Source organism: Bradyrhizobium sp. RD5-C2 (assembly GCF_019972155.1).
Taxonomy (GTDB): Bacteria; Pseudomonadota; Alphaproteobacteria; order Rhizobiales; family Xanthobacteraceae; genus Bradyrhizobium.
On sequence record NZ_BOVL01000007.1, the window covers coordinates 379,241 to 398,853 of the forward strand.

Annotated in this window: 22 protein-coding genes; 9 read left to right on the forward strand and 13 right to left on the reverse strand. The window is 65.2% G+C overall.

What is annotated here, in order from left to right; genetic code table 11:
• Positions 1 to 74: 74 nt before the first annotated feature.
• The gene (locus BraRD5C2_RS07410) at positions 75 to 1,412 is read right to left on the reverse strand and encodes an MFS transporter (protein WP_374707966.1); all 1,338 of its coding nucleotides are present in this window, start codon (positions 1,410 to 1,412) and stop codon (positions 75 to 77) included.
• A gap of 283 nt (positions 1,413 to 1,695) precedes the next feature.
• On the opposite strand from BraRD5C2_RS07410, the gene BraRD5C2_RS07415 reads away from it, so the two are divergent.
• The gene (locus BraRD5C2_RS07415; RefSeq protein ID WP_223967623.1) at positions 1,696 to 2,631 is read left to right on the forward strand and encodes a LysR family transcriptional regulator; all 936 of its coding nucleotides are present in this window, start codon (positions 1,696 to 1,698) and stop codon (positions 2,629 to 2,631) included.
• Between the two features lie 19 nt (positions 2,632 to 2,650).
• On the opposite strand, the gene BraRD5C2_RS07420 is transcribed toward BraRD5C2_RS07415, so the two are convergent.
• A complete protein-coding gene (locus BraRD5C2_RS07420) occupies positions 2,651 to 3,844 on the reverse strand; it encodes a GNAT family N-acetyltransferase (RefSeq protein WP_223967624.1) in 1,194 nt (397 codons plus the stop codon).
• 182 nt (positions 3,845 to 4,026) lie between these two features.
• Here BraRD5C2_RS07420 and BraRD5C2_RS07425 point away from each other — a divergent pair, with 182 nt between their 5' ends.
• Positions 4,027 to 5,055, forward strand: coding sequence for a polysaccharide deacetylase family protein (locus tag BraRD5C2_RS07425; RefSeq protein WP_223967625.1), 1,029 nt, complete (start codon positions 4,027 to 4,029; stop codon positions 5,053 to 5,055).
• On the opposite strand, the gene BraRD5C2_RS07430 is transcribed toward BraRD5C2_RS07425, so the two are convergent.
• Positions 5,052 to 5,261: a DUF2842 domain-containing protein gene (locus BraRD5C2_RS07430; RefSeq protein WP_050422561.1), complete on the reverse strand. Its 210-nt coding sequence runs from the start codon at positions 5,259 to 5,261 to the stop codon at positions 5,052 to 5,054. The genes BraRD5C2_RS07425 and BraRD5C2_RS07430 overlap by 4 nt on opposite strands.
• Positions 5,262 to 5,449: 188 nt before the next feature.
• Here BraRD5C2_RS07430 and BraRD5C2_RS07435 point away from each other — a divergent pair, with 188 nt between their 5' ends.
• Entirely contained in the window at positions 5,450 to 6,535 is a 1,086-nt protein-coding gene (locus BraRD5C2_RS07435) for a COX15/CtaA family protein (RefSeq protein ID WP_223967626.1), read from the forward strand.
• Between the two features lie 4 nt (positions 6,536 to 6,539).
• On the opposite strand, the gene nadC is transcribed toward BraRD5C2_RS07435, so the two are convergent.
• From nadC to BraRD5C2_RS07475, 8 genes are all read right to left on the reverse strand, one after another.
• Positions 6,540 to 7,391 carry a carboxylating nicotinate-nucleotide diphosphorylase gene (gene nadC / locus BraRD5C2_RS07440; protein WP_223967627.1) on the reverse strand — a complete coding sequence of 284 codons (852 nt, stop codon included), beginning with the start codon at positions 7,389 to 7,391 and terminating at the stop codon, positions 6,540 to 6,542.
• Complete coding sequence (locus tag BraRD5C2_RS07445) at positions 7,388 to 8,938, reverse strand: L-aspartate oxidase (protein ID WP_223967628.1); 1,551 nt, start codon at positions 8,936 to 8,938, stop codon at positions 7,388 to 7,390. Before BraRD5C2_RS07445 ends, nadC begins: the two co-directional genes overlap by 4 nt.
• Entirely contained in the window at positions 8,935 to 9,921 is a 987-nt protein-coding gene (nadA, locus tag BraRD5C2_RS07450) for a quinolinate synthase NadA (RefSeq protein ID WP_223967629.1), read from the reverse strand. Before nadA ends, BraRD5C2_RS07445 begins: the two co-directional genes overlap by 4 nt.
• Before the next feature lie 54 nt (positions 9,922 to 9,975).
• Positions 9,976 to 10,935, reverse strand: a complete 960-nt coding sequence (locus tag BraRD5C2_RS07455) for an NUDIX hydrolase (protein WP_223967630.1) — start codon at positions 10,933 to 10,935, stop codon at positions 9,976 to 9,978.
• A 14-nt stretch (positions 10,936 to 10,949) separates the two neighbouring features.
• A complete protein-coding gene (locus BraRD5C2_RS07460; protein ID WP_223967631.1) occupies positions 10,950 to 11,354 on the reverse strand; it encodes a hypothetical protein in 405 nt (134 codons plus the stop codon).
• A gap of 158 nt (positions 11,355 to 11,512) precedes the next feature.
• Complete coding sequence (locus BraRD5C2_RS07465) at positions 11,513 to 12,793, reverse strand: O-acetylhomoserine aminocarboxypropyltransferase (RefSeq protein WP_223967632.1); 1,281 nt, start codon at positions 12,791 to 12,793, stop codon at positions 11,513 to 11,515.
• A 147-nt stretch (positions 12,794 to 12,940) separates the two neighbouring features.
• Positions 12,941 to 13,525, reverse strand: coding sequence for a CoA-binding protein (locus BraRD5C2_RS07470; RefSeq protein ID WP_050405660.1), 585 nt, complete (start codon positions 13,523 to 13,525; stop codon positions 12,941 to 12,943).
• Between the two features lie 110 nt (positions 13,526 to 13,635).
• Positions 13,636 to 14,463, reverse strand: coding sequence for an enoyl-CoA hydratase (locus tag BraRD5C2_RS07475; RefSeq protein ID WP_223967633.1), 828 nt, complete (start codon positions 14,461 to 14,463; stop codon positions 13,636 to 13,638).
• 71 nt (positions 14,464 to 14,534) lie between these two features.
• On the opposite strand from BraRD5C2_RS07475, the gene BraRD5C2_RS07480 reads away from it, so the two are divergent.
• Complete coding sequence (locus BraRD5C2_RS07480) at positions 14,535 to 14,963, forward strand: PaaI family thioesterase (RefSeq protein WP_097673498.1); 429 nt, start codon at positions 14,535 to 14,537, stop codon at positions 14,961 to 14,963.
• 17 nt (positions 14,964 to 14,980) lie between these two features.
• Here BraRD5C2_RS07480 and BraRD5C2_RS07485 read toward each other — a convergent pair whose 3' ends face one another.
• Positions 14,981 to 15,178: a hypothetical protein gene (locus tag BraRD5C2_RS07485; protein ID WP_223967672.1), complete on the reverse strand. Its 198-nt coding sequence runs from the start codon at positions 15,176 to 15,178 to the stop codon at positions 14,981 to 14,983.
• Here BraRD5C2_RS07485 and rplM point away from each other — a divergent pair.
• The 5 genes from rplM to BraRD5C2_RS07510 all read left to right on the forward strand — a co-directional run bounded on the left by rplM (position 15,117) and on the right by BraRD5C2_RS07510 (position 18,211).
• Complete coding sequence (rplM, locus tag BraRD5C2_RS07490) at positions 15,117 to 15,581, forward strand: 50S ribosomal protein L13 (protein ID WP_050405657.1); 465 nt, start codon at positions 15,117 to 15,119, stop codon at positions 15,579 to 15,581. The two genes, BraRD5C2_RS07485 and rplM, sit on opposite strands and share 62 nt — an antisense overlap.
• Positions 15,581 to 16,057: a 30S ribosomal protein S9 gene (gene rpsI / locus BraRD5C2_RS07495; RefSeq protein ID WP_223967634.1), complete on the forward strand. Its 477-nt coding sequence runs from the start codon at positions 15,581 to 15,583 to the stop codon at positions 16,055 to 16,057. Before rplM ends, rpsI begins: the two co-directional genes overlap by 1 nt.
• A gap of 246 nt (positions 16,058 to 16,303) precedes the next feature.
• A complete protein-coding gene (locus tag BraRD5C2_RS07500; protein ID WP_223967635.1) occupies positions 16,304 to 17,521 on the forward strand; it encodes a GGDEF domain-containing protein in 1,218 nt (405 codons plus the stop codon).
• A gap of 46 nt (positions 17,522 to 17,567) precedes the next feature.
• Positions 17,568 to 17,804, forward strand: coding sequence for a hypothetical protein (locus tag BraRD5C2_RS07505; RefSeq protein WP_223967636.1), 237 nt, complete (start codon positions 17,568 to 17,570; stop codon positions 17,802 to 17,804).
• Between the two features lie 110 nt (positions 17,805 to 17,914).
• Entirely contained in the window at positions 17,915 to 18,211 is a 297-nt protein-coding gene (locus BraRD5C2_RS07510; RefSeq protein WP_076857811.1) for an antibiotic biosynthesis monooxygenase family protein, read from the forward strand.
• A gap of 8 nt (positions 18,212 to 18,219) precedes the next feature.
• Here BraRD5C2_RS07510 and BraRD5C2_RS07515 read toward each other — a convergent pair whose 3' ends face one another.
• A complete protein-coding gene (locus BraRD5C2_RS07515) occupies positions 18,220 to 19,365 on the reverse strand; it encodes an AI-2E family transporter (RefSeq protein WP_223967637.1) in 1,146 nt (381 codons plus the stop codon).
• Positions 19,366 to 19,613 lie beyond the last annotated feature (248 nt).

Genomic DNA, 19,613 nt, shown 5'->3' on the forward strand with positions numbered 1-19,613 from the left:
AAAGCGCGATGAGCTCAGGTTGAGTCGTCATCGCGCTTCTCTTCGGAGGGCGCCTCTCGCCTCTAGATGGCGCCTCAGTGCGCGAGCATGGGCTCACGCGCGGCCCGCTCGAGGACGGGATCGATCCGCAGCCTGATCGTGACCAGCGCGCCGATCAAGCCGACGACCGCGAGCAGCAGCAGGCCCGCGGTGAATCCACCGGTCAGGTCCTTGAGATAGCCCATCGCGAACGGGCCCGCGAAGCCCGACAGATTGCCGAGCGAGTTGATCGCGGCAATGCCCGCCGCGGCCGAGGCGCCGTTCAGGATGCTGGCCGGCATCGGCCAGAACATCGGCGGCACCGCCGAAACGCCGATCTGCGCGATGCAGAGCAGGCCGATGATCAGCACGGGACTGGAGACCAGTCCGGCGAGGCCAATGCCGACGGCGGCGAGCACGAGTGCGCCGGCGACATGGTAGCGCCGTTCACCGGTCTTGTCGGAATGGCGGCCCAGCAGCACCATGCCGACCGCGCCGAACACGAAGGGCAGGGCGGCGATGAAGCCTGTCTGGGTGTCGGTGACGCCAAACGCCTTGATGATGGTGGGCAGGAAGAATGCGACGCCGTAGCTGGCGGCGTTGAGGCAGAAGTAGACGAGGGCGCAGGAGAGCACCCGCGAGTCGGTGAGCGATTGCATGACCGAGATGTGCTCCACGGCTTCCTTCTTCTGCCGCTCGATCTCAAGCGTGTTCTGCACCCATTTGATCTCGTCGGGCTGCAGCCAGCTCGCCTGACGCGGGAAGTCCGGCAGCATCGCCAGGACGGCGAAGCCGACCAGCACCGACGGCAGTGCTTCGCAGATGAACAGCCACTGCCACCCGGTCAGACCGCCTCCGGACAGGTTGAGCAGCAGGCCCGAGATCGGCGCCCCGATGATGCTTGAGATCGGGATCGCGAGCATGAACAGGCTGATGACGCGGGCCCGATAGATCGTCGGGAACCAGAGGGTCAGATAGAAGATGATGCCGGGGAAGAAGCCGGCCTCGCAGGCACCGAGCAGCAGGCGAAGGAAGTAGAAGATCCATTCGCTCGAGAGGCCGCTCGCCGCGGACATCTGCGGGATGAACGCGAACGCCGCCGAGACGATGCCCCAGCTGATCATGATGCGGGCGATCCAGCGCCGCGCGCCAAACCGTTCCAGAAGGATGTTGGAGGGCACTTCGAAGAAGAAGTAGCCGATGAAGAACAGGCCCGCGCCGAGCCCGTAGGCGGCTTCGCTGAGCCCAAGCGCCGTGTTCATGTGCAGCTTGGCAAAGCCGACATTGACGCGATCGAGATAGGCCACGAAGTAACACAGGATGAGGAACGGAATCAGCCGCCGCATCATCTTTCCGATTGCGCGCTTCTCGACATCGTCGCTCATCGTTCCCATCCCTTCCGGTTTTTCGATTCGGCGCCGGTGATCGCGCTGTCCGGGCGGCACCTCCGTGCAGCCGCAGCGGTTCGTCGCCTTGCCCTTGCAAGTATTGCATTCATTGTTGTGTAATCGACCGCCGCGTGACTAATGGCATTTGGGAATGGAGCCACGGCGAAACTGTCATGATGCACCGCGGTATGAACGCGGGAACCCTGGAGCGTTTTCCAGCGAAATGGATGCCGGTTCGCGGCAGGAAAGCGCGTCAAGATAGACTCAAGAGCCAGGATGGTGGCGGGCCGTGATCAACAATCTGAAATTGCGCCAGTTGCGCCTGCTGGTCGCGCTCGACAGCGAGCGTAAGCTGCAGCTGGCCGCCGAGCGCCTCAACATCACCCAGTCGGCGGCATCCAAGATGCTGGCCGAGATCGAGGCCGTGGCACGGGTTCCGTTGTTCGAGCGGACGGCGCGCGGCGTCGAGCCGACGGCCTATGGCTCGATCCTGATCCGGGGCGGCAGGAGCGTGCTGGCCGACCTTGACCGGGTCACCAATGAATTCGCCGGTTACCGGTCCGGCGAACTCGGCACCGTATCGGTCGGAACGGTTGCCAAGCCCAGCATCGACCTCGTCGTCGATGTGATGCAGTATCTCGGCGAGAAGCTGCACCGGGTGAACATTTCACTCGATGTCAGCACCAGCCCGCCGCTGGTTGCGCGCCTGCTCGCGCTTGAGCTCGACTTCATCGTTGCGCGGATACCCGTCGGCGTCGATTCCGGGCAGTTCGACTATCACGAGATCGGCGCCGAGCAGGCCGGCCTGCTGGTTCGCGCCGAGCATCCGCTGGCCGCGCTCGACAGCGTCAATCTGGAAGACACGGTCGACCTGCAATGGATTTCCCAGCCGCGGGAATCCTTCATGCGCCAGGCGCTCGAGCGGTTGTTCTACAGCCGGGGCATTGCGCCGCCGCAGCGCATGATCAACACCGAATCCTTCTCCGCCTCGATCGGAATTGCCGCAGGGATCGATGCGATCGTGCCGGTGCCCCTCTTGATCTTCGATCTGCTCGATCCGCAGCGCTTCAAGATGCTGCGCATCCGCGACCAGCTGATGCTCGAGAGTTACGGGCTGATCAAGCTGCGCAGGCGAGCGCTCTCGCCGGCCGCGATGCTGGTGTTCGATGCGATGATGCGGCTTGGCGTCGAGAGCGGACGGCAGGCGTCCGACAGCTCTATCTAACGTCGCCCTGTGGGCGTCCTCAGCGGAACATGCTGCGCAGGTTCTGCGCGATTTCGAACAGCGCCGGATTTTGCTTCACGACGCGCTTGGCGCGGCTGATGGCCGCCAGCGCGCTTGCCGCCGGCTTGCCGCGCAGGCTGAGCGGAACGAAGCTGTCGACGATCGCTTCGTCGTCCTTGCAGAACAGCCGCTTGTATTCGTCCGAGCCGATGCCGAGGTCGAAGGCGCGGTAGTTCATGCCGGCATGGCGATCGATGATGTCGCGCATCAGGATCAGGCCGGGGCTGAACTTGGAGTTGGCCGACATCGTGTAGGTGTTGAACATCATCGAGAACCGATGACCGTCGGAGACACCGGCGTAGATCGCAATCACTTCCTCGTCGCACTCCAGCGCGTGAATGTCGATCGCGTAGCCCTTGCCGTCGGGGCGCGGCGCAAGGCAGGCGCTGCGGATGAACTGCTCGACGCCGGGCTCGGCGAACACGTCCGGCAGCTTCTGCTCGGCCATGCGCTGCGGCTTGACGCGGAAGAACCAGTCGAGCAGGCGGCAGACGTCGGCGCTGTCGGCCGCGACGTGATAGCGGTAGCCGGGCAGCGGCTGCAGCTTGCGCTCCTTACCCTTGAGGCGACGGCGGAACGAATTGCTGATCAGCGCTGCGGGCGCGGCGCTGGGCTCGATCACAAGCAGCGGACAGTCGTTCACCGAAGCCTGGTGCGGCAGCAACGCCAGTGGATTAGGCTGGTCCTGCCAGCGCAACGGCTGCTGGCACAACACGAGCGCGTCGACGCGGGACCGCTCGGCAATCGAGTTCATCAGAGCCGTGATGTCGGCTTCGGTTGCGTTGGCGGCGAAGTCCTTGTCGTACAGCGCCATGTTGAAGGTCGCATGCTTGCCGCCCATGAAGCTCGCGCAGTTCGCGCCCAGGCGAGACTCGATTGCAAGCGGCAGCAGCAGCAGCGGACGGCGTTCGCTGTCATGGGCCACGACGATGAAGGGCCGCAGTCCCTCGCGCTCGCCGACCTGGCGTTGCCAGTTGGCGAGGAAATCGAAGCGCTGATAGGGCGTGTAGCTGTGTTGCGGTGTCTCGAGACTGCGCCAGGTCGCCTCGGCGGCAGCGAGATCATGAAAGATGTCGACGCCGGCGACGCGAATTGCGTTCGGCCATGGTCGCGTCCCCGCCGTCTGGCCTTCAACTGCCGCCGCCATGATCATCTCGGAACCCAAATTTTTTAAGGTATTAATTTACAGGTCTCGGCTGGGGCCGACCTTCGCAGGGAAATGTCAACAAAGAGTAATAAGAATAGCTCGGCAGGGGGCTTGGCGGCATGTGTGGGAACCGCCGGGCAGAGGCGGGGATTTTGGCGCCGGACAACAGGATTTTGCGGCGGGCCCGGATGGAGCTCGCCTATTTCAGCGGCGCCTTCCGTCTGCGGGAGCACGAGGCCGGGAGCGCCGGGGCGATCCTGCGCTTCGCGCGCGTCCGTCCCGCGCGCCGGGCCCGGTTCCAGCCGCTGAAGTTCGAGGAGATCACGCCTGCCTTCCTCGATCGCACCATTCGCGCGCTGAAGCGCTGGAAGTACGACATCGTCGGGATCGACGAGGCTTGCCGCCGCGCGGTGACCATGCCGGAGCGCCGGCGCATTGTCTGCCTGACCTTCGACGGCGCCAGCAAGGACTTCGTCACGCATGGCTATCCCGTGCTCGCAAGGCACGGCGTCCCCTTTACCCTCTACCTGCCGACGGCTTTCCCGGATGGCGTGGGCACGGCGTGGTGGCTGGTGCTCGAGGACATCATCGCGCGCGAGAGCCGCATCAGCCTTGTCATCGATGGCAGGGAGCGGCACTTCGTGGTCTCGAGCCTGTCGGACAAATACGAGCTGTTCGATTTCCTGTCCGGCTGGCTGCGCAAGCTGTCGCCGCCTGATCTGTCCTATGCGGTAAACGATCTTGGCCGACGCTATTCGGCCGATGCGGCGCAATTGTCACGCAGCGCGTCGCTCGACTGGCAGGATCTCGCGAAGCTCGCGGCTGATCCGAACGTGACGTTCGGCAGCGCGACCGTGAACTATTCCGTCCTGTCCAATCTCAGGGATAGCGACGCGCAGCGCGAGATGGCGATGGGGAAGGCGGTTGCCGAGAGCGCGCTTCGGCGCCCGATCAAGCATTTCGCATTCCCCTTCGGGGACCGCGACGCATTCCGCCGTCCGCATGTCGTGATGGCCGAGGAGGCCGGCTTTGCCAGTGCGGTGTCGACCATATCAGGGGTGGTCGAGGCGCAGGGGCGCACCAATCTCTACGCGCTGCCGCGCGTCGCATGGGACGGCCGCGTGCGGTCGCTGCGGATGATGCGCGTGCTGCTCTCGGGCGTGATGTTCGCACCGGTGCGGCCGACCCGGCACGGGCGCGACGAGGGCGCGATCTAGGCGCGGTCGGGCCGCGACATCCAGGAGACGATCGGCATCGCCGGCAGCACCCAGCCAAGTCCCGCGACGACATAGAAAATCGCCTGGAGCAGTCCTGAATTGGCGAGCCACGGGGTCTGGGCGATCGTCATGCCAAGCAGCGACCACACCACGACCAGGATCAGCAGGAAGATGGTTCCGAGCAGTTTGCGGGTGCGTATGGCCATGGCGGAGATGTAAACTCGTGATCCAGAGTGTTTTCGCGCGAAGTGGGTACCGGTTCGCGCTAGAAAACGCGTCAAAACAAGGTTCTGGAGCTCGTTCCGGATCGATCGGAACGCGGCTCCGGGCGGCGCTTGCGCGACCGGCGCGGCGGACTATAAGGGGCCCGAAAATCCAATCAAGTCAGGGCGAAATGGCCGGTATTTCCGCACAACCATCGCAGCTCCGCGCCGTCAGGGTCTGGCTGATCGCGGTCGCCGCCCTGATCGCGCTGATGGTCCTGGTCGGCGGCGCCACGCGGCTCACCGAGTCCGGCCTGTCGATCGTCGAATGGAAGCCGGTGACCGGCGCGCTGCCGCCGCTGACCGAGGCGCAGTGGACGAAGGCCTTCGAGGGCTACAAGACCATCCCGCAATATCGCGAGCTCAATGCGGGGATGACGCTTGAGCAGTTCAAGACGATCTTCTGGTGGGAGTGGAGCCACCGGCTGCTCGGCCGGGTGATCGGCGCCGCCTACCTGCTGCCGTTCCTGTATTTCCTGTGGCGTGGCGCGGTGAGCGGCGAACTCGGCCGGCGGCTGTGGGTGATCTTCGGTCTCGGCGCGCTGCAGGGTGGCGTCGGTTGGTGGATGGTGGCGTCCGGCCTCTCGGAGCGCGTCGAGGTGTCGCAATATCGGTTGGCGACGCATCTGGTGCTGGCGCTTCTGATCTTCGCCGCGATCGTCTGGACGCTGCGGCGCTTGACGGACCATCCATCCGTGATCGCGCCGCTCAGGCTGAAGATCACGAGCGCGGTGCTGCTCGTGCTTACCTTCGTGCAGCTCTATTTCGGCGCGCTGGTCGCGGGGCTGCGCGCGGGCCGGGTCTACAACACCTGGCCCGAGATCGACGGCGGCTTGATCCCGTCGGCCGACCGGCTGTGGTTCGAGACGCCGTGGTGGCGCAATTTGTTCGACAACACGCTGACGGTGCAGTTCGAGCACCGCATGACCGCCTATTTGCTGTTCGCGCTAGCGATCGCGCATGCGATCGATGCCGTGCGCTCCCGCGCCGGCGGTGCGGTGATAGCGGGCGCCTGGTGGTTGGTGGCCGCAATCACGCTGCAGGCGACGCTCGGCATCCTGACGCTGCTGCGTCAGGTGCCAATCGATCTGGCGCTGACGCACCAGGCGGTCGCGATCGTCGTGCTGACGCTCGCGGTGCTGCAGGCCGAGCGCTTCGCGGCGCGGCGGACCGAACGGGACCAGCCGAATCTGGTTCCGGTCGGCCAGTCGCTTTGATCCATCAGGACAGATAGTCGAGCCCGATATCGAGCGTGGCCGAGCTGTGGGTTATCCAGCCGGCCGAGATCAAATCGACGCCGGTGGCGGCGATCGCCGCGGCGGTCGTAGCCGTGATGCGGCCGGAGGCTTCGGTGAGCGCCTTGCCGCGTGCCATTGCTACCGCCTGGCCGAGCTGCTCTGTCGTCATGTTGTCGAGCAGGACCGCGTCGACACCGAGTGCCAGCACCTCTTCAAGCTGCGCCAGCGTGTCGACCTCGACCTCGATCTTCACGAGATGACCGGTATTGGCCTTGGCGCGCTCGATCGCAGGACGGACACCGCCGGCGAGCGCGACATGGTTGTCCTTGATCAGCACGGCATCGTCGAGACCGAAGCGGTGATTGCCGCCGCCGCCGGCGCGCACCGCGTACTTCTCCAGCGCACGCAGCCCCGGCGTGGTCTTGCGGGTGCAGACGATCTGCGCGCGAGTACCTGAGACGGCCTTGACGAGTGTGGCGGTTGCGGTCGCGACGCCGCTCAGATGGCAGAGGAAGTTGAGCGCGGTGCGTTCTGCCGTGAGCAAGCTGCGGGCCGGGCCGTCGATGATCGCGATGACCTGGTCGGGCTCGACCGTGCTGCCGTCGGGCCGCTCGGCGCGCAGCTCGACCGCCGGCGACACCGTCTGGAAGACGGTGCGCGCGATGTCGAGCCCGGCGATCACGCCGGGCTGCCGCGCCCGCATCACGAGGCGGGCCTGCTGGCTGGCAGGTACGATGGCGTCTGCCGTGATATCGCCGGCGCGGCCGAGATCCTCGCGCAAGGCGGTTTGCACGATCGGCTCATACAGCAGCGGCAACAGGGGATTAAGGGTCATGAGCGGGCACTCCTGGCTGATAGCTTGGATTCAACGATGTCGTGCGCGGCGGCGAGCGCTTCCGCACGGGTGAGGGAAGATGGCGCTGCCGACAAAGCGGTGTGGGGGAAATCGGTGCGGAAATGACCGCCGCGGCTTTCCTCGCGCCTGATGGCGGCAATCGCGATCATCAATCCGACCAAAGCGGCGTCGGATGCCGCACTGGGACTGCGTGCGAGCGGATAGAGGCTCCGGATCGCGCGTGCGATACCGTCGTGATCGCGCAGCACGCCGAGCCCCTGGGTCAGGATCGGACGTACGGCAGAGGGATCGGAGGCGGGCGGCATCGTGTGTTCGCTCAGCATCGCGCGTGGACCTGCGCAGACGCCTTCGATGCTCTCGGCGACCCAACGCGCGCAGACGATCGCTTCCATCAGCGAGTTGCTGGCGAGCCGGTTTGCACCGTGCAGCCCGGTGCGCGCGGCCTCGCCGCAGGCCCATAGGCCCTGCACCGTGCTGCGGCCATGGCCGTCAACCGCGATGCCGCCCATGTGGTAGTGGACCGCCGGCCGGATCGGGATCGGATCTGTGGCGGGATCGATGCCCGCCATCTTGCAGAACGCGCTGATCACGGGATAGCGCTGCGCGAAGTCGGCGCCTGGATGCTGGCGCGCATCGAGGAAGGTGCGGTGCCCCGCGGCGCGGTGGCGCCAGACGGCGCGCGCGACGATGTCGCGTGGCGCAAGCTCGGCGCCGGGCTGATCGGCCATGAAGCGCTGCCCGGTCTCGTCGATCAGGGTCGCGCCGTCGCCGCGGATCGCCTCGGTCAGCAGTGGCATCGGGCGTGACGGCCCGTCGAATGCGGTCGGATGAAACTGGACGAATTCGAGATCCGACAGCTTTGCGCCGGCATGGGCCGCGAGCGCGAGCCCCTGGCCGAAACATCCGCCGGGATTGGTGCTGTCTGAAAACAGCCCGCCGATGCCGCCGGTCGCGATCACCACACGATTGGTCGCGATCGTCAGAGCACCGCGGTCGCTGGCTGCGAGCACGCCCTTGACCGCATTGTCCTCGACCAGCAGCCGCCGCGCCTCGACGCCTTCCAGCAAGGTGATCGACGGCGTCTGGCGGACCGCGGATATCAGCGCGCGCATGATCTCGCGGCCGGTGCCGTCACCGGTGGCGTGCACGATGCGGTTGCGGCCGTGCGCGGCCTCGAGCCCGAGACGCCAGCTGCCGTCGGCGCGTCGGTCGAAGGCGACGCCGAGCTCAGCGAGATGCTCCACGGCGGCAGGCGCGGCGTGGACGATCCGGGATGCTGCGGCCGCATCACAGAGGCCGGCACCCGCAGCAAGAGTATCGGCGAGATGGAGGGCAGGGGTGTCATCCGCGCCGACCGGCGCGGCGAGACCACCTTGAGCCCACATGCTGGAGGCTTCCGCGCCGAGCGGCGATTTCGACAGCAGCACGACCGGCTCGGGCGCGAGCTGCAGCGCGGTCATCAGCCCCGCGGCGCCGCCGCCGATGATCACCGGGCGGCCGTTGAGATCGGAGATATCGGTACTCATATCGCCAGCATCCTTTCGACACTCCTGCGCGCGCGATCGGCGATCGCGGGATCGATCATGACCTCGTGCTGATTGGTCTCCAGCGCGTGGCGGATGTTCTTCAGCGTGATCCGCTTCATGTGCGGACAGAGATTGCAGGGCCGGACGAAGTCGACATCGGGATTGCGGGCCGCGATGTTGTCGCTCATCGAGCATTCCGTCAGCAGCACCACACGCGGCGGACGCTTGGTCTCGACGAACGACTGCATCGCAGCCGTCGAGCCGGAAAAGTCCGCTTCGGCGACCACCTCGGGCAGGCATTCCGGATGCGCCAGAACGGTGACATCGGGATAATTCTCACGCAGCTGACGCACGTCGTCGGCGGTGAACAGCTCATGCACCTCGCAATGGCCCTTCCAGGCGATGATCTTCTTGCTGGTCTGCTTGGCGATGTTCTGCGCCAGATATTCATCCGGCAGCATGATGACGCGCTCGGCGTCGAGCGATTCCACGATCCTGAGCGCATTGCCTGACGTGCAGCAGATGTCGGACTCCGCCTTCACCGCGGTCGACGTGTTGACATAGGCAACCACGGGCGCGTCCGGGTAGCGCGCGCGCATCAGCCGCACGTCGGCTGGCGTGATGGAGTCCGCCAGCGAGCAGCCGGCCTTGAGGTCCGGGATCAGCACGGTCTTGGCCGGGTTCAAGAGCTTCGCCGTCTCGGCCATGAAGTGCACGCCCGCGAGCACGATGACATCGGCGTCGACCTTGGTTGCTTCACGCGCGAGCAAGAGACTGTCGCCGACGATATCGGCGACGCCGTGGAAGATCTCCGGCGTCTGGTAGTTGTGTGCCAGCACCACCGCATTGCGGCGGCGTTTCAGTTCGAGGATCGCGTCGACGTCCTCGGCGAACGTGGCCCATTCGAATGGCGGGATGACGCGCTTGACGCGCTCATAGAGCGGCGCGGTGCGGGTGAGCAGATCGGTATCGAGTGCAACCATTTATACTCTCCTTGAGCATAAGATGGTTTATACTTATCCTGAGCATAAGGCATGTCAAGTGCGCGAAAGCGGGAGCTTGGTGCCGGCGACGGCCCGTTCGGCCAAGACGGCGTGGCGGAAGCGGAACAGCTTGGCCGGCCGTCCGACGGTATCGGCGGCCATTGCGCCAGTCTCTTCAACGAGTTCCTGCTGCTCGATGAGCCGGCGGAAGTTCTGCTTGTGGACCAGCCGGCCTGCGAGTGCCTCAACACTGCGTTGCAGTTGCAGCAGGGTGAACTCGGCCGGCATCAATTCGAATACCACCGGACGGTATTTGATCTTGGCGCGCAGCCGCGCGATTCCGGTCGCGAGGATGCGGCGATGATCCGCCGACATCGGCTTGCCCGGCACGATCGGCGCCTCGCGGTCATGCGCGCGCCCGGCTTCCGGGATCAGCAACGCCTCGTAGAGCAGCTCGTAGCGCTGCAGCACGAGTTCTTCGTTCCAGTCGCGATCGTCGAGGCCGAAGGTGATCGCGCAGCGCTGCCAGCGCTCGCGCTGCAGTGTTGGTGATGGTGCTGCCTTCGCCCATGTCTTCAGCTTCGGCGCGATCATCTTCGCAAGGCAGACCGGCGTGCCGGCGCGATGATCCTCCCAGGGGAAATAGTCGTACCAGCCGGACCAATGTGCCTCAAAACCTTCGCCGACCTGGTCCTCGCGGGTCAGGCCGAGATAGCTGATCGAGACGCTGTGCGGCGTCCTGGCGTCGCCGGACCGGCCGCGGTCGGCAAAGGTGTAGAGCTGCTCGACATAGCCGAGCGGATGGCCAGTCTGCGCCTCGACCCAGGCGCGCAGCGCGGTCTGCAGCGAGCGATGGGTGAACTCGAACGGGCCGCTCGGCAGCGCGGAGCCGCCGGCGATGGTCATGATCCTCGGCGTGCCGTCGGTGACGGCGACCAGCACCGCGACGAGGTCGGCGGTCACAGCGTTGCCCGAAGCCGGTGCGCTGGTTTTCTTCTGCGGCGATCTGGCCACGCGCGTGTCCCGGGCTAGCAGTAGCCGTAGACGCCGCAGGCGTAGGGCAGGCGGTCCCAGTAGGTCACATAGGCGCCGCCGTAATAGGGGCCGTAATAATTGTAGGAGTGCCAGTTGCCGTAATAGCCGGGCAATGACGACGATCCAGGCAGCAGCGGTTCACCCTGCATGTACGGGATGTACGGCTCTGAGTTGAGCGGGATCACCTTGGGCTCGACGACCACGAGCTGGCGTCCGCGCCGCACATAGGTCGGTGACGTGATGGTGGTGCGGTAGGCGTATTGTCGGCGCGGCAGACCCGCCGGCAGCTGGCGCGCGGCCTTGACGGTGGCGCGTTTGGTGACGACAGGGCCGTCGGCGGCGTCAGCAGGCGAAATCGCAAACAGCGCGATCGCGAGCGGCAATATCCAGCGCAGCATCAATGGTCTCCCGAATCATCCGGAGCCTATCACTGCCACTTTATGCCGGATTGAGCGTTAACGAGAGACCCGTCGGTATTAAGCGTTAACGAGACGGTCGGTTCGGGCAAGGTTGCCGGAGCGATGCGGGTGCACCGCTCCCGGAACCAACGTCGGGATCAGGCGCGCAGGGCCTGGTCGAGGTCCGCGATCAGGTCTTCCTTGTCCTCGATCCCGATCGACAGCCGCACCACCTCGGGCGCGGCGCCCGATTTCACCTTGGCGGCGTCGTCGAGCTGGCTGTGGGTGGTCGAGGCCGGGTGGATCACCAGCGAGCGGGTGTCGCCGACATTGGCGAGGTGAGAGAACAGCCTCAGGTTCGACACCAGATTGACGCCTGCGTCGTAGCCGCCCTTGAGGCTGAAGGTGAACACCGCGCCGGCGCCCCTCGGCGCGTATTTGCGCTGCAGGGCGTTGTACCTGTCGCCGGGCAGACCGGCGTAGTTCACCGCCGACACGGCCGGGTGGGTGGAGAGGAATTCCGCCACCGCCTTGGCATTGTCGCAGTGCTTCTGCATGCGCAGCGGCAGCGTCTCGATGCCAGTCAGGATCATGAAGGCGTTGAACGGCGACAGCGCGGGGCCGAGGTCGCGCAGGCCGAGCACGCGGCAGGCGATTGCGAAGGCGAAATTGCCAAAGGTCTCCTGGATCCGGATGCCGTGATATTCCGGGCGCGGCTCGCTCAGCATCGGATATTTGTTGTCCTTCGACCAGTCGAAGGTGCCGGCGTCGACGATGATGCCGCCAAGCGAGTTGCCGTGACCGCCGAGAAACTTGGTCAGGGAGTGCACGACGATGTCGGCGCCATGGTCGATCGGCTTGATCAGATACGGCGAGGCCAGCGTGTTGTCGACGATCAGCGGCACGCCGGCCTTGCGCGCGACGGCCGCGATCGCCTCGATATCGGTGATGCTGCCGGCGGGGTTGGCGATCGACTCGATGAAGATCGCCTTGGTATGCGGCGTCACCGCCTGTTCGAAGCTTGCGACGTCGTCGGGATCGGCCCAGGCGACGTTCCAGCCGAACGCCTTGAAGGCGTGGGTGAACTGGTTGATCGAGCCGCCATAGAGTTTTCGCGCGGCGATGATTTCGTCGCCGGGCCGGAGCAGTTGTTGCAACACCACGAGCTGCGCGGCGTGGCCGGAGGCAACCGCGAGCGCTGCCGTGCCGCCCTCGAGCGCTGCGACGCGTTCCTCGAGCACCGCGTTGGTCGGGTTGCCGATGCGGGTATAGATGTTGCCGAAGGCCTGCAGGCCGAACAGCGACGCCGCATGGTCGGCGTCGTTGAAGACGAATGACGTGGTCTGGTAGATCGGCGTCGCCCGCGCGCCGGTGGTGGGATCAGGCTGCGCGCCGGCGTGCACGGCGAGGGTGGAAAATCCCGGAAGGCGATCGGTCATTCTTTGTGTCCTGTTGTGGCCTGGTCGAAACGCGCGGCATGCTGATGGCGGCGGCGTCCGCCGTCAAGCGAGTTGGGCACGCCGCCGGTTTTGGGAGGGGCATCCCGGGCTATACCGGATGATCGGAGCGATTATTCCGCTGCGATGTCAGGTCGTCTCGGTCTTGTTTTTTGCCGCGCGGTCGGATGCCGCAGTCTGGCCGCCGCCAAAACTCGTGCGGTTGAGCGACAGCCGCATGCCCTGAGTCGGGATCGGCGCGCGCTTGGAACTCAGCGTGCGCGAGTTGACGCCCATCCAGGAGATCTCCGACGACAGCCGGCCGTACTCGATCTTCGGGCAGCGGTTCATCACAACCTTGAGGCCTGCGGCCTCCGCCTTCTCGGCGGCGGCATCGTCGCGTGCGCCGAGCTGCATCCAGATCACCTTCGGCAGCGGCGACAATTTCAGCGCCTCCTCGACGACGGGCATGATGTGGCTCGAATTGCGGAAGATGTCGATCATGTCGATCGGGCGATCGATATCCGCGAGCGATGCGACGAACGGCTTGCCCATCAGCGCCTTGCCGACATGGCCGGGGTTGACCGGGATCATGTCGTAGCCGCGCTGCGCCAGATACTTGAACGCGAAATAGCTCGGCCGCACATTGACCGGCGAGGCACCGACCATCGCGATCGATTTCACGTTGTTCAGGATGCTGCGGATGTAGTTGTCGTCGTAGGCGTCGTGGTTCATCTGTCTTCCGGGTTTGTCATTCCGGGGCTCGCGAAGCGAGAACCCGGAATCTCGAAATTCCGGGTTCGATGCTGCGCATCGCCCCGGAATGACGAAGCAAAATTGCGCCGTCATTTATCCTGCCACTTCGGGTCGCGCTTCTCGATGAAGGCGCCGATGCCTTCCTCGGCATCGCGCGCCATCATGTTCTCAGTCATCACCTCGGCCGCGAAGCGATAGGCCTCAGTGAGGCTCATCTCGGCCTGGCGATAGAACGCCTCTTTGCCGAGCTTGACGGTGTAGGCCGATTTCAGCGCGACCTTCTCGGCCAGCGCGATCGCGGCGTCGCGTTCGGTGCCTGCCGGCACTACGCGGTTGACGAGGCCAATGCTCTGCGCCGTTGCCGCGGAGACTGGTTCACCGGTCAGCAACATCTCCATCGCCTGCTTGCGCGGCACGTTGCGCGACAGCGCCACCATCGGCGTCGAGCAGAACAGCCCGATGTCGACGCCTGGCGTCGCAAACGCCGCGGCCTCGGAGGCAACCGCGAGGTCGCAGCTCGCGACGAGCTGGCAGCCCGCCGCGGTCGCGATGCCCTGGACGGATGCCACGACCGGCTTCGGCAGATGCACGATCGCCTGCATCATCGCGCTGCAGGCGTTCATGATCTCTGCGAAATAGGCGCGGCCGCGGTCGGCGTCGGTGCGGCGCGCGGTGAGCTCCTTGAGGTCGTGGCCCGCGCAGAAGGCCGGGCCGTTGGCGGCGAGCACGACCGCACGGATGCTCTTGTCAGCGCCGATATCGTTCAGCGCAGCGTGCAACTCGCCGATCAGGCCCTCGGAAAGGCTGTTGCGCGCCGCGACGCGGTTGAGCGTCAGTCGCGCGATACTGCCCACGGTCTCGCGCAGCAGGATTGGCTGGTGTTGCGGCGCTTCGGCGCGGGCGGCTTGGGCGGACATGGCAAAAATTCCACTTTGGTCTCTATGACAACTTAATGTAACAGGCAGGCTGAAGCGAGGGCAGGGACCGCATGGCGATTGCGAAAATGAGCGTGGCTGATCTGGAGGAGTTCCTGCGCAAGGAATTTCCGCAGGCGTTCACCCACGACGACATCCGGATCGAAAGCGCCGACGGCGAGACGGCCCTGCTGCGCCAGCGCTTCAGCGAGCGCATGCTGCGTCCGGGCGGCACGGTGTCCGGACCGACCCTGATGGGGCTGGCGGATTTCGCGATGTATGTGGTGCTGCTGTCCGCGATCGGGCCGATCGGCCTTGCCGTCACCACCAACCTCAACATCAACTTCCTGCGCAAGGGCCAGCCGGGGCAGGATGTGCTTGCGGTGGCCAAGCTGCTGAAGCTCGGCAAACGGCTTGCGGTCGGCGAGGTGAACCTGCTGTCCGGCACCTCTCCGGATCCGATTGCCCATGTCACGGCGACCTATTCCATTCCAAATCAATAGTCTTTTCTGCGGTATTATTACACCATATTTGCAAGCGATTGTTTTTGCTGATATAAATTGCGCGTATCGACGTTGACGCGCGCCCGCGGCTTCTCTAGAAACCCACGCAGTTCGGCGCATTCGGCGCCGATTTCCTTTTCACGGATTTCACACATGAGCACGTTCTCGGCCAAGCCCGCCGAAGTGACGAAGAAGTGGGTTGTGATCGACGCCAAGGGTCTGGTCGTCGGTCGTCTCGCCACGCTCGTCGCGATGCGCCTGCGCGGCAAACACCTGCCCACCTACACCCCGCATGTCGATTGCGGCGACAACGTCATCATCGTTAACGCCGCGCATGTGGTGCTGACTGGTCGCAAGCGCGACCAGAAGGTCTACTACAAGCACACCGGCTTCATCGGTGGCATCAAGGAGCGCACCGCGAAGCAGATCCTCGAGGGTCGCTTCCCCGAGCGCGTCGTCGAGAAGGCGATCGAGCGCATGATCCCGCGCGGTCCGCTCGGCCGTATGCAGATGGGCAATCTGCGCGTCTATCCGGGTGCCGAGCATCCGCATGAGGCCCAGAGCCCCGAGAAGGTTGATATCGCCTCCCTGAATCGCAAGAACACGAGGGCCGCATAATGTCCGATACTTTGCAGTCCCTCGACCAGCTCTCGCAGGTCAAGCCGGCGGCTCCCGACGCGCCGAAGTACGTCAAGAAGATCGACAAGTTCAACCGCGCCTACGCCACCGGCAAGCGCAAGGACGCGGTCGCCCGCGTCTGGATCAAGCCGGGCGCCGGCAAGATCTCGGTCAACACCCGCGACATCGAAGTCTACTTCGCCCGCCCGGTGCTGCGCATGATGATCCAGCAGCCGCTGGTCGCTGCCGCCCGTAACGGCCAGTACGACGTGATCTGCACCGTCGCCGGTGGCGGTCTGTCCGGCCAGGCCGGTGCTGTCCGCCACGGTATCTCGAAGGCGCTGACCAACTTCGAGCCCGAGCTGCGCGGCGTCCTCAAGAAGGGCGGCTTCCTGACCCGCGATAGCCGCACGGTCGAGCGCAAGAAGTACGGCAAGGCCAAGGCCCGCAAGTCCTTCCAGTTCTCGAAGCGCTAATTCGAGTTCTCAAATTCGCGGCAATTGCCGTGTGCATCGAGTTGCAGAGGGCGCCGCGAGGCGCCCTTTTTGCTGCACCCAACAGCGCGTGCTTCGACGCGAATTAGCGCAGTTTTTCATGAAAACTTGCGTGTGCGTGCAAACGAAATTGGAACTCGGGCCTTCTAGCTTGCGGGCTCGCACTGGCGCTGCATCACCGTATTATTTGCGCCTGCGAACGTTGCATCACCGGGCTGGGGTGACACTATGTCGTTCGATCCATCGACGCTTTATCTGTTCGCCACCATGGTCGCGGGCATGCTCGGCGCCATGCTCTGGTTGTTCGGCAGGCAGGAGAACATTCCCGCGCTGAAATGGTGGGGCACCGCCTATCTGCTCGGTGCGGCCTCCGTCGCGCTGTGGACGGTCGGCAGCTCGACGCTCGATCCGATGGTCCTGCTGGGCCTCAATGCGATCGGCTTCGCCGCCTGCGGCATGGTCTGGAATGCTGCGCGTATCTTCCACGGCCGCAAGGCCAACCTGCTGGGCCTTGTGCTCGGTCCGCTCGCTTGGATCGGCACCGTGACGACCATGCAGGATCCGGCGATGCGCCTGACCATCGGCGCCGGGATCGTCGCGATCTACGCCGCGCTGACCGCCTCCGAACTATGGAGCGAGCGCCGCCGCGCGATGCAACGTCGCTGGATTGCGATCGCGATCCCGGTCGCACATGGCTGCGTCCTGATGCTGCCGATCCTGGTCGGCGACCTGCTGCGGCTGAACGGCCAGAACTTCATCAGCAGCTTCTGGGTCACGCTATTCTCGATCGAGCTCGTGCTGTACGCGATCGGCACGGTGTTCGTGATCTTCATGATGGTGTCTGACCGCGCGGTGGCCGTGCACAAGACCGCTGCGTCGGTCGATCCCTTGAGCGGCATGCTCAACCGCCGCGGATTTACCGAAGCCTGCGCGCGGGTGATCGAGCGGGAGGCCACGGCCGGCCGGCCGGTCACCGTGATGATCTTCGACCTTGATCACTTCAAGTCGATCAACGACCGGTTCGGCCATCCCGCGGGCGACGAGATCCTGAAACTGTTCTCCGCCGTGGTGGTCAACAGCCTCAGGATCAGCGATCTGTCGGGCCGGATCGGCGGCGAGGAGTTCGCGGCACTGCTGCCGTGCTCGCTGGAGGAGGGCGTCCTGGTCGCCGAGCGCGTGCGCGAAGCCTTCGAGAACAGCAACATCAGCTGCGAGGAAGGTTCGGTCGATACCACGGTCAGCATCGGCGTGGCCGGTGGACCTGCCGGGACCGAGCTCGAGGTGCTGCTGGCCTCGGCCGACACGGCGCTCTACCAGGCCAAGCGCAGCGGCCGCAACCGTGTCGAGGCGGCGGAGGAATTGCCGCTGTCGCTGGAGAATTGGCGGCGCAAGACCGCGGGCCTGCCGGCATCGGCGCGGCAAAAGCCCACGCCCGCCCGCGCGTGAGTGCGCGGTAACGACTGGTTAGCCATTCGATCCCATGCTTTCGGGCATGGAATCGATCCGAACACGCAACCCCCATTCAGCCCTGATGTCGCTCGAAGCCGACGCGGCTTCGGCGCGCAGGGGCTTCGCTTGCCTGTTCTCGGACTCCGGTGAATACGAGACCGCGCTGATCGCCGAACGCCGCGCGCAGGGACGATACCAGCCACCGAGGAGCCGCTGGCCGATCGTGATGCTTCTCGGCGCGATGCTGATGGTCGTCGGCACGGTGCTGCTGTTCAACTGAACCGCCGCGTGATTGCCGGATCGGGCGCCCAACGCGGGCGCCTTTTGCTTTTGGGCGGGCTGGGCTAGAGACGGGCCTCAAGGGAAACCAACAAGGGAGGCCAGAGCTCGATGATCACGGAAATCGCACAGATCGACGTCAAGCCCGGTAGCGAGAAGGATTTCGAGGCGGCGGTGGCCAAGGCGCGCCCGCTGTTCCTGCGTGCCAAGGGCGGCAAGGGGTTCGAACTGCACCGTTCGATCGAGAAGCCGTCGCGCTATCGCCTCGTGGCCAAATGGGAGACGCTGGAGAACCACACCGTCGATTTCCGCGGCTCCGAGGATTTCACCGCCTGGCGCGCGCTGGTCGGTCCCTATTTTGCCGCCGCGCCCGAGGTCGAGCACACCGAGACCGTCTTGACCACCTAAGGAGGGATTTACGCTGCCTGCGCCGGCGCTTGATCCTCCGCCTTGAAGTGGTCGATCATCACCTTGGCAATCGCCATCAGCGGCAGCGCCAGCGCCAGCCCCCAGATGCCGAACACGACGCCGAGCAGGATCTGGAACGCGAACAGTGTTGCCGGCGGGATATCGAGCGCCTGGCGCTGGATGATCGGCGTCAGCACGTAGCTTTCCAGCGCGTGCACGCCGAGGAACAGGATGAAGGCCGACAGCGCCGCGATCCATCCGCTCGCCAGGCTCGCCAGCACCACGATCAGCCCGCCCAAGATCGCGCCGACCGTCGGGATGAAGGCGAGCAGGCCGGCCTGGATGCCAAGGATGAACGAGCTCGGAATGCCGATGATGGCGAGCCCGATCCAGGTGACGAGGAACACCGCGGTCATGGTGATGATCTGCGCGATCAGCCAGCGTTCCAGCGTCTCGCCGATGCGGTCGACGATGACGGTCGCCTGGGCGCGGTATTTGGCCGGCGCGATGAACAGCAATCCGGCGCGGTAAATGCTCGGCTGGGCCGCGAAGGCGAGGCCCAGGAACAGCACGATGAAGAAGTTGCCGACGACGCTGACAGTGCCGAGCAGCACCTTCAGCGTCTGACTGATGATGGCGCCGCCACTGGAGGCCAGCGCGCCGGCGCCGGGGATGCCGTGCGACTGCGACGACGTTGTGGGCGTTGATGTCGTCGTCGTCACGGCGGAGCCTTCGCCTTTCGCCTCACCAGCGGCATTGGTGAAGTCGAGATAGCTGGTATCGACGCCGCGCTGCTCGAGGAACTCCTTGACGTTGCCGAGCTGCGATTTGATCGTGTTGCTCAGCACCGTGGCCTGCTGCGCGATCGTGGTGCCGCCGAGGAACACGATGCCGGACAATAGCCCAGCCATCGCCAGGCAGACGATCGCAAGCCGCAACGCGTGAGGCAGCCCGGTCAGCCGGCCGAGCAGGGTAGCCATGGCATTGAGGGCGACCCCGAGCAGCATACCCGCGAACAGCAGGAACAGGGTCGCGGCGAACTGCCAGGCGAACGTCAGCAGGGCGGCGAACAGCACGATGCCGATGCCGCCGACGGCGATCGCCCACGCCATGTCGTTGCGGGCCTGCAGGCGATTGTCAGCCGGGTCAGTCACGGGTGATTCCCCCTTCGCGACGGTGTCTGGAGCAGTCTTTGGCGAAAATCCCGCCGGGATCAAGCTGGGCGGACCGTGCCGGTTTGCCGCTGACGTGCCGTGGTCCTGCCGCGACCGTTGGGCGCCAGGCCGGGTTTGGGCCCCCGAGGGCTGCGAATCTGTGCAGGATCGCAAGCCCCCCTGTGCAGATATAGACAGTTGATCCGGCGGGAACTCGAAGGCATGATCGTCTCCGCAAAGTCGCAAAC

Excerpts from the sequence above, each read along its gene's own strand:
- rplM (WP_050405657.1), top strand. The coding sequence starts at position 15,117 with ATGAGCACGTTCTCGGCCAAGCCCGCCGAAGTGACGAAGAAGTGGGTT.
- rpsI (WP_223967634.1), top strand. The coding sequence starts at position 15,581 with ATGTCCGATACTTTGCAGTCCCTCGACCAGCTCTCGCAGGTCAAGCCG.
- BraRD5C2_RS07435 (WP_223967626.1), top strand. The coding sequence starts at position 5,450 with ATGGCCGGTATTTCCGCACAACCATCGCAGCTCCGCGCCGTCAGGGTC.
- BraRD5C2_RS07425 (WP_223967625.1), top strand. The coding sequence starts at position 4,027 with ATGGAGCTCGCCTATTTCAGCGGCGCCTTCCGTCTGCGGGAGCACGAG.
- BraRD5C2_RS07430 (WP_050422561.1), bottom strand. The coding sequence starts at position 5,261 with ATGGCCATACGCACCCGCAAACTGCTCGGAACCATCTTCCTGCTGATC.
- BraRD5C2_RS07410 (WP_374707966.1), bottom strand. The coding sequence starts at position 1,412 with ATGGGAACGATGAGCGACGATGTCGAGAAGCGCGCAATCGGAAAGATG.
- BraRD5C2_RS07465 (WP_223967632.1), bottom strand. The coding sequence starts at position 12,793 with ATGACCGATCGCCTTCCGGGATTTTCCACCCTCGCCGTGCACGCCGGC.
- BraRD5C2_RS07420 (WP_223967624.1), bottom strand. The coding sequence starts at position 3,844 with ATGATCATGGCGGCGGCAGTTGAAGGCCAGACGGCGGGGACGCGACCA.
- BraRD5C2_RS07470 (WP_050405660.1), bottom strand. The coding sequence starts at position 13,525 with ATGAACCACGACGCCTACGACGACAACTACATCCGCAGCATCCTGAAC.
- nadA (WP_223967629.1), bottom strand. The coding sequence starts at position 9,921 with ATGGTTGCACTCGATACCGATCTGCTCACCCGCACCGCGCCGCTCTAT.
- BraRD5C2_RS07445 (WP_223967628.1), bottom strand. The coding sequence starts at position 8,938 with ATGAGTACCGATATCTCCGATCTCAACGGCCGCCCGGTGATCATCGGC.
- BraRD5C2_RS07475 (WP_223967633.1), bottom strand. The coding sequence starts at position 14,463 with ATGTCCGCCCAAGCCGCCCGCGCCGAAGCGCCGCAACACCAGCCAATC.
- BraRD5C2_RS07500 (WP_223967635.1), top strand. The coding sequence starts at position 16,304 with ATGTCGTTCGATCCATCGACGCTTTATCTGTTCGCCACCATGGTCGCG.
- BraRD5C2_RS07510 (WP_076857811.1), top strand. The coding sequence starts at position 17,915 with ATGATCACGGAAATCGCACAGATCGACGTCAAGCCCGGTAGCGAGAAG.
- BraRD5C2_RS07460 (WP_223967631.1), bottom strand. The coding sequence starts at position 11,354 with ATGCTGCGCTGGATATTGCCGCTCGCGATCGCGCTGTTTGCGATTTCG.
- BraRD5C2_RS07480 (WP_097673498.1), top strand. The coding sequence starts at position 14,535 with ATGGCGATTGCGAAAATGAGCGTGGCTGATCTGGAGGAGTTCCTGCGC.
- nadC (WP_223967627.1), bottom strand. The coding sequence starts at position 7,391 with ATGACCCTTAATCCCCTGTTGCCGCTGCTGTATGAGCCGATCGTGCAA.
- BraRD5C2_RS07505 (WP_223967636.1), top strand. The coding sequence starts at position 17,568 with ATGGAATCGATCCGAACACGCAACCCCCATTCAGCCCTGATGTCGCTC.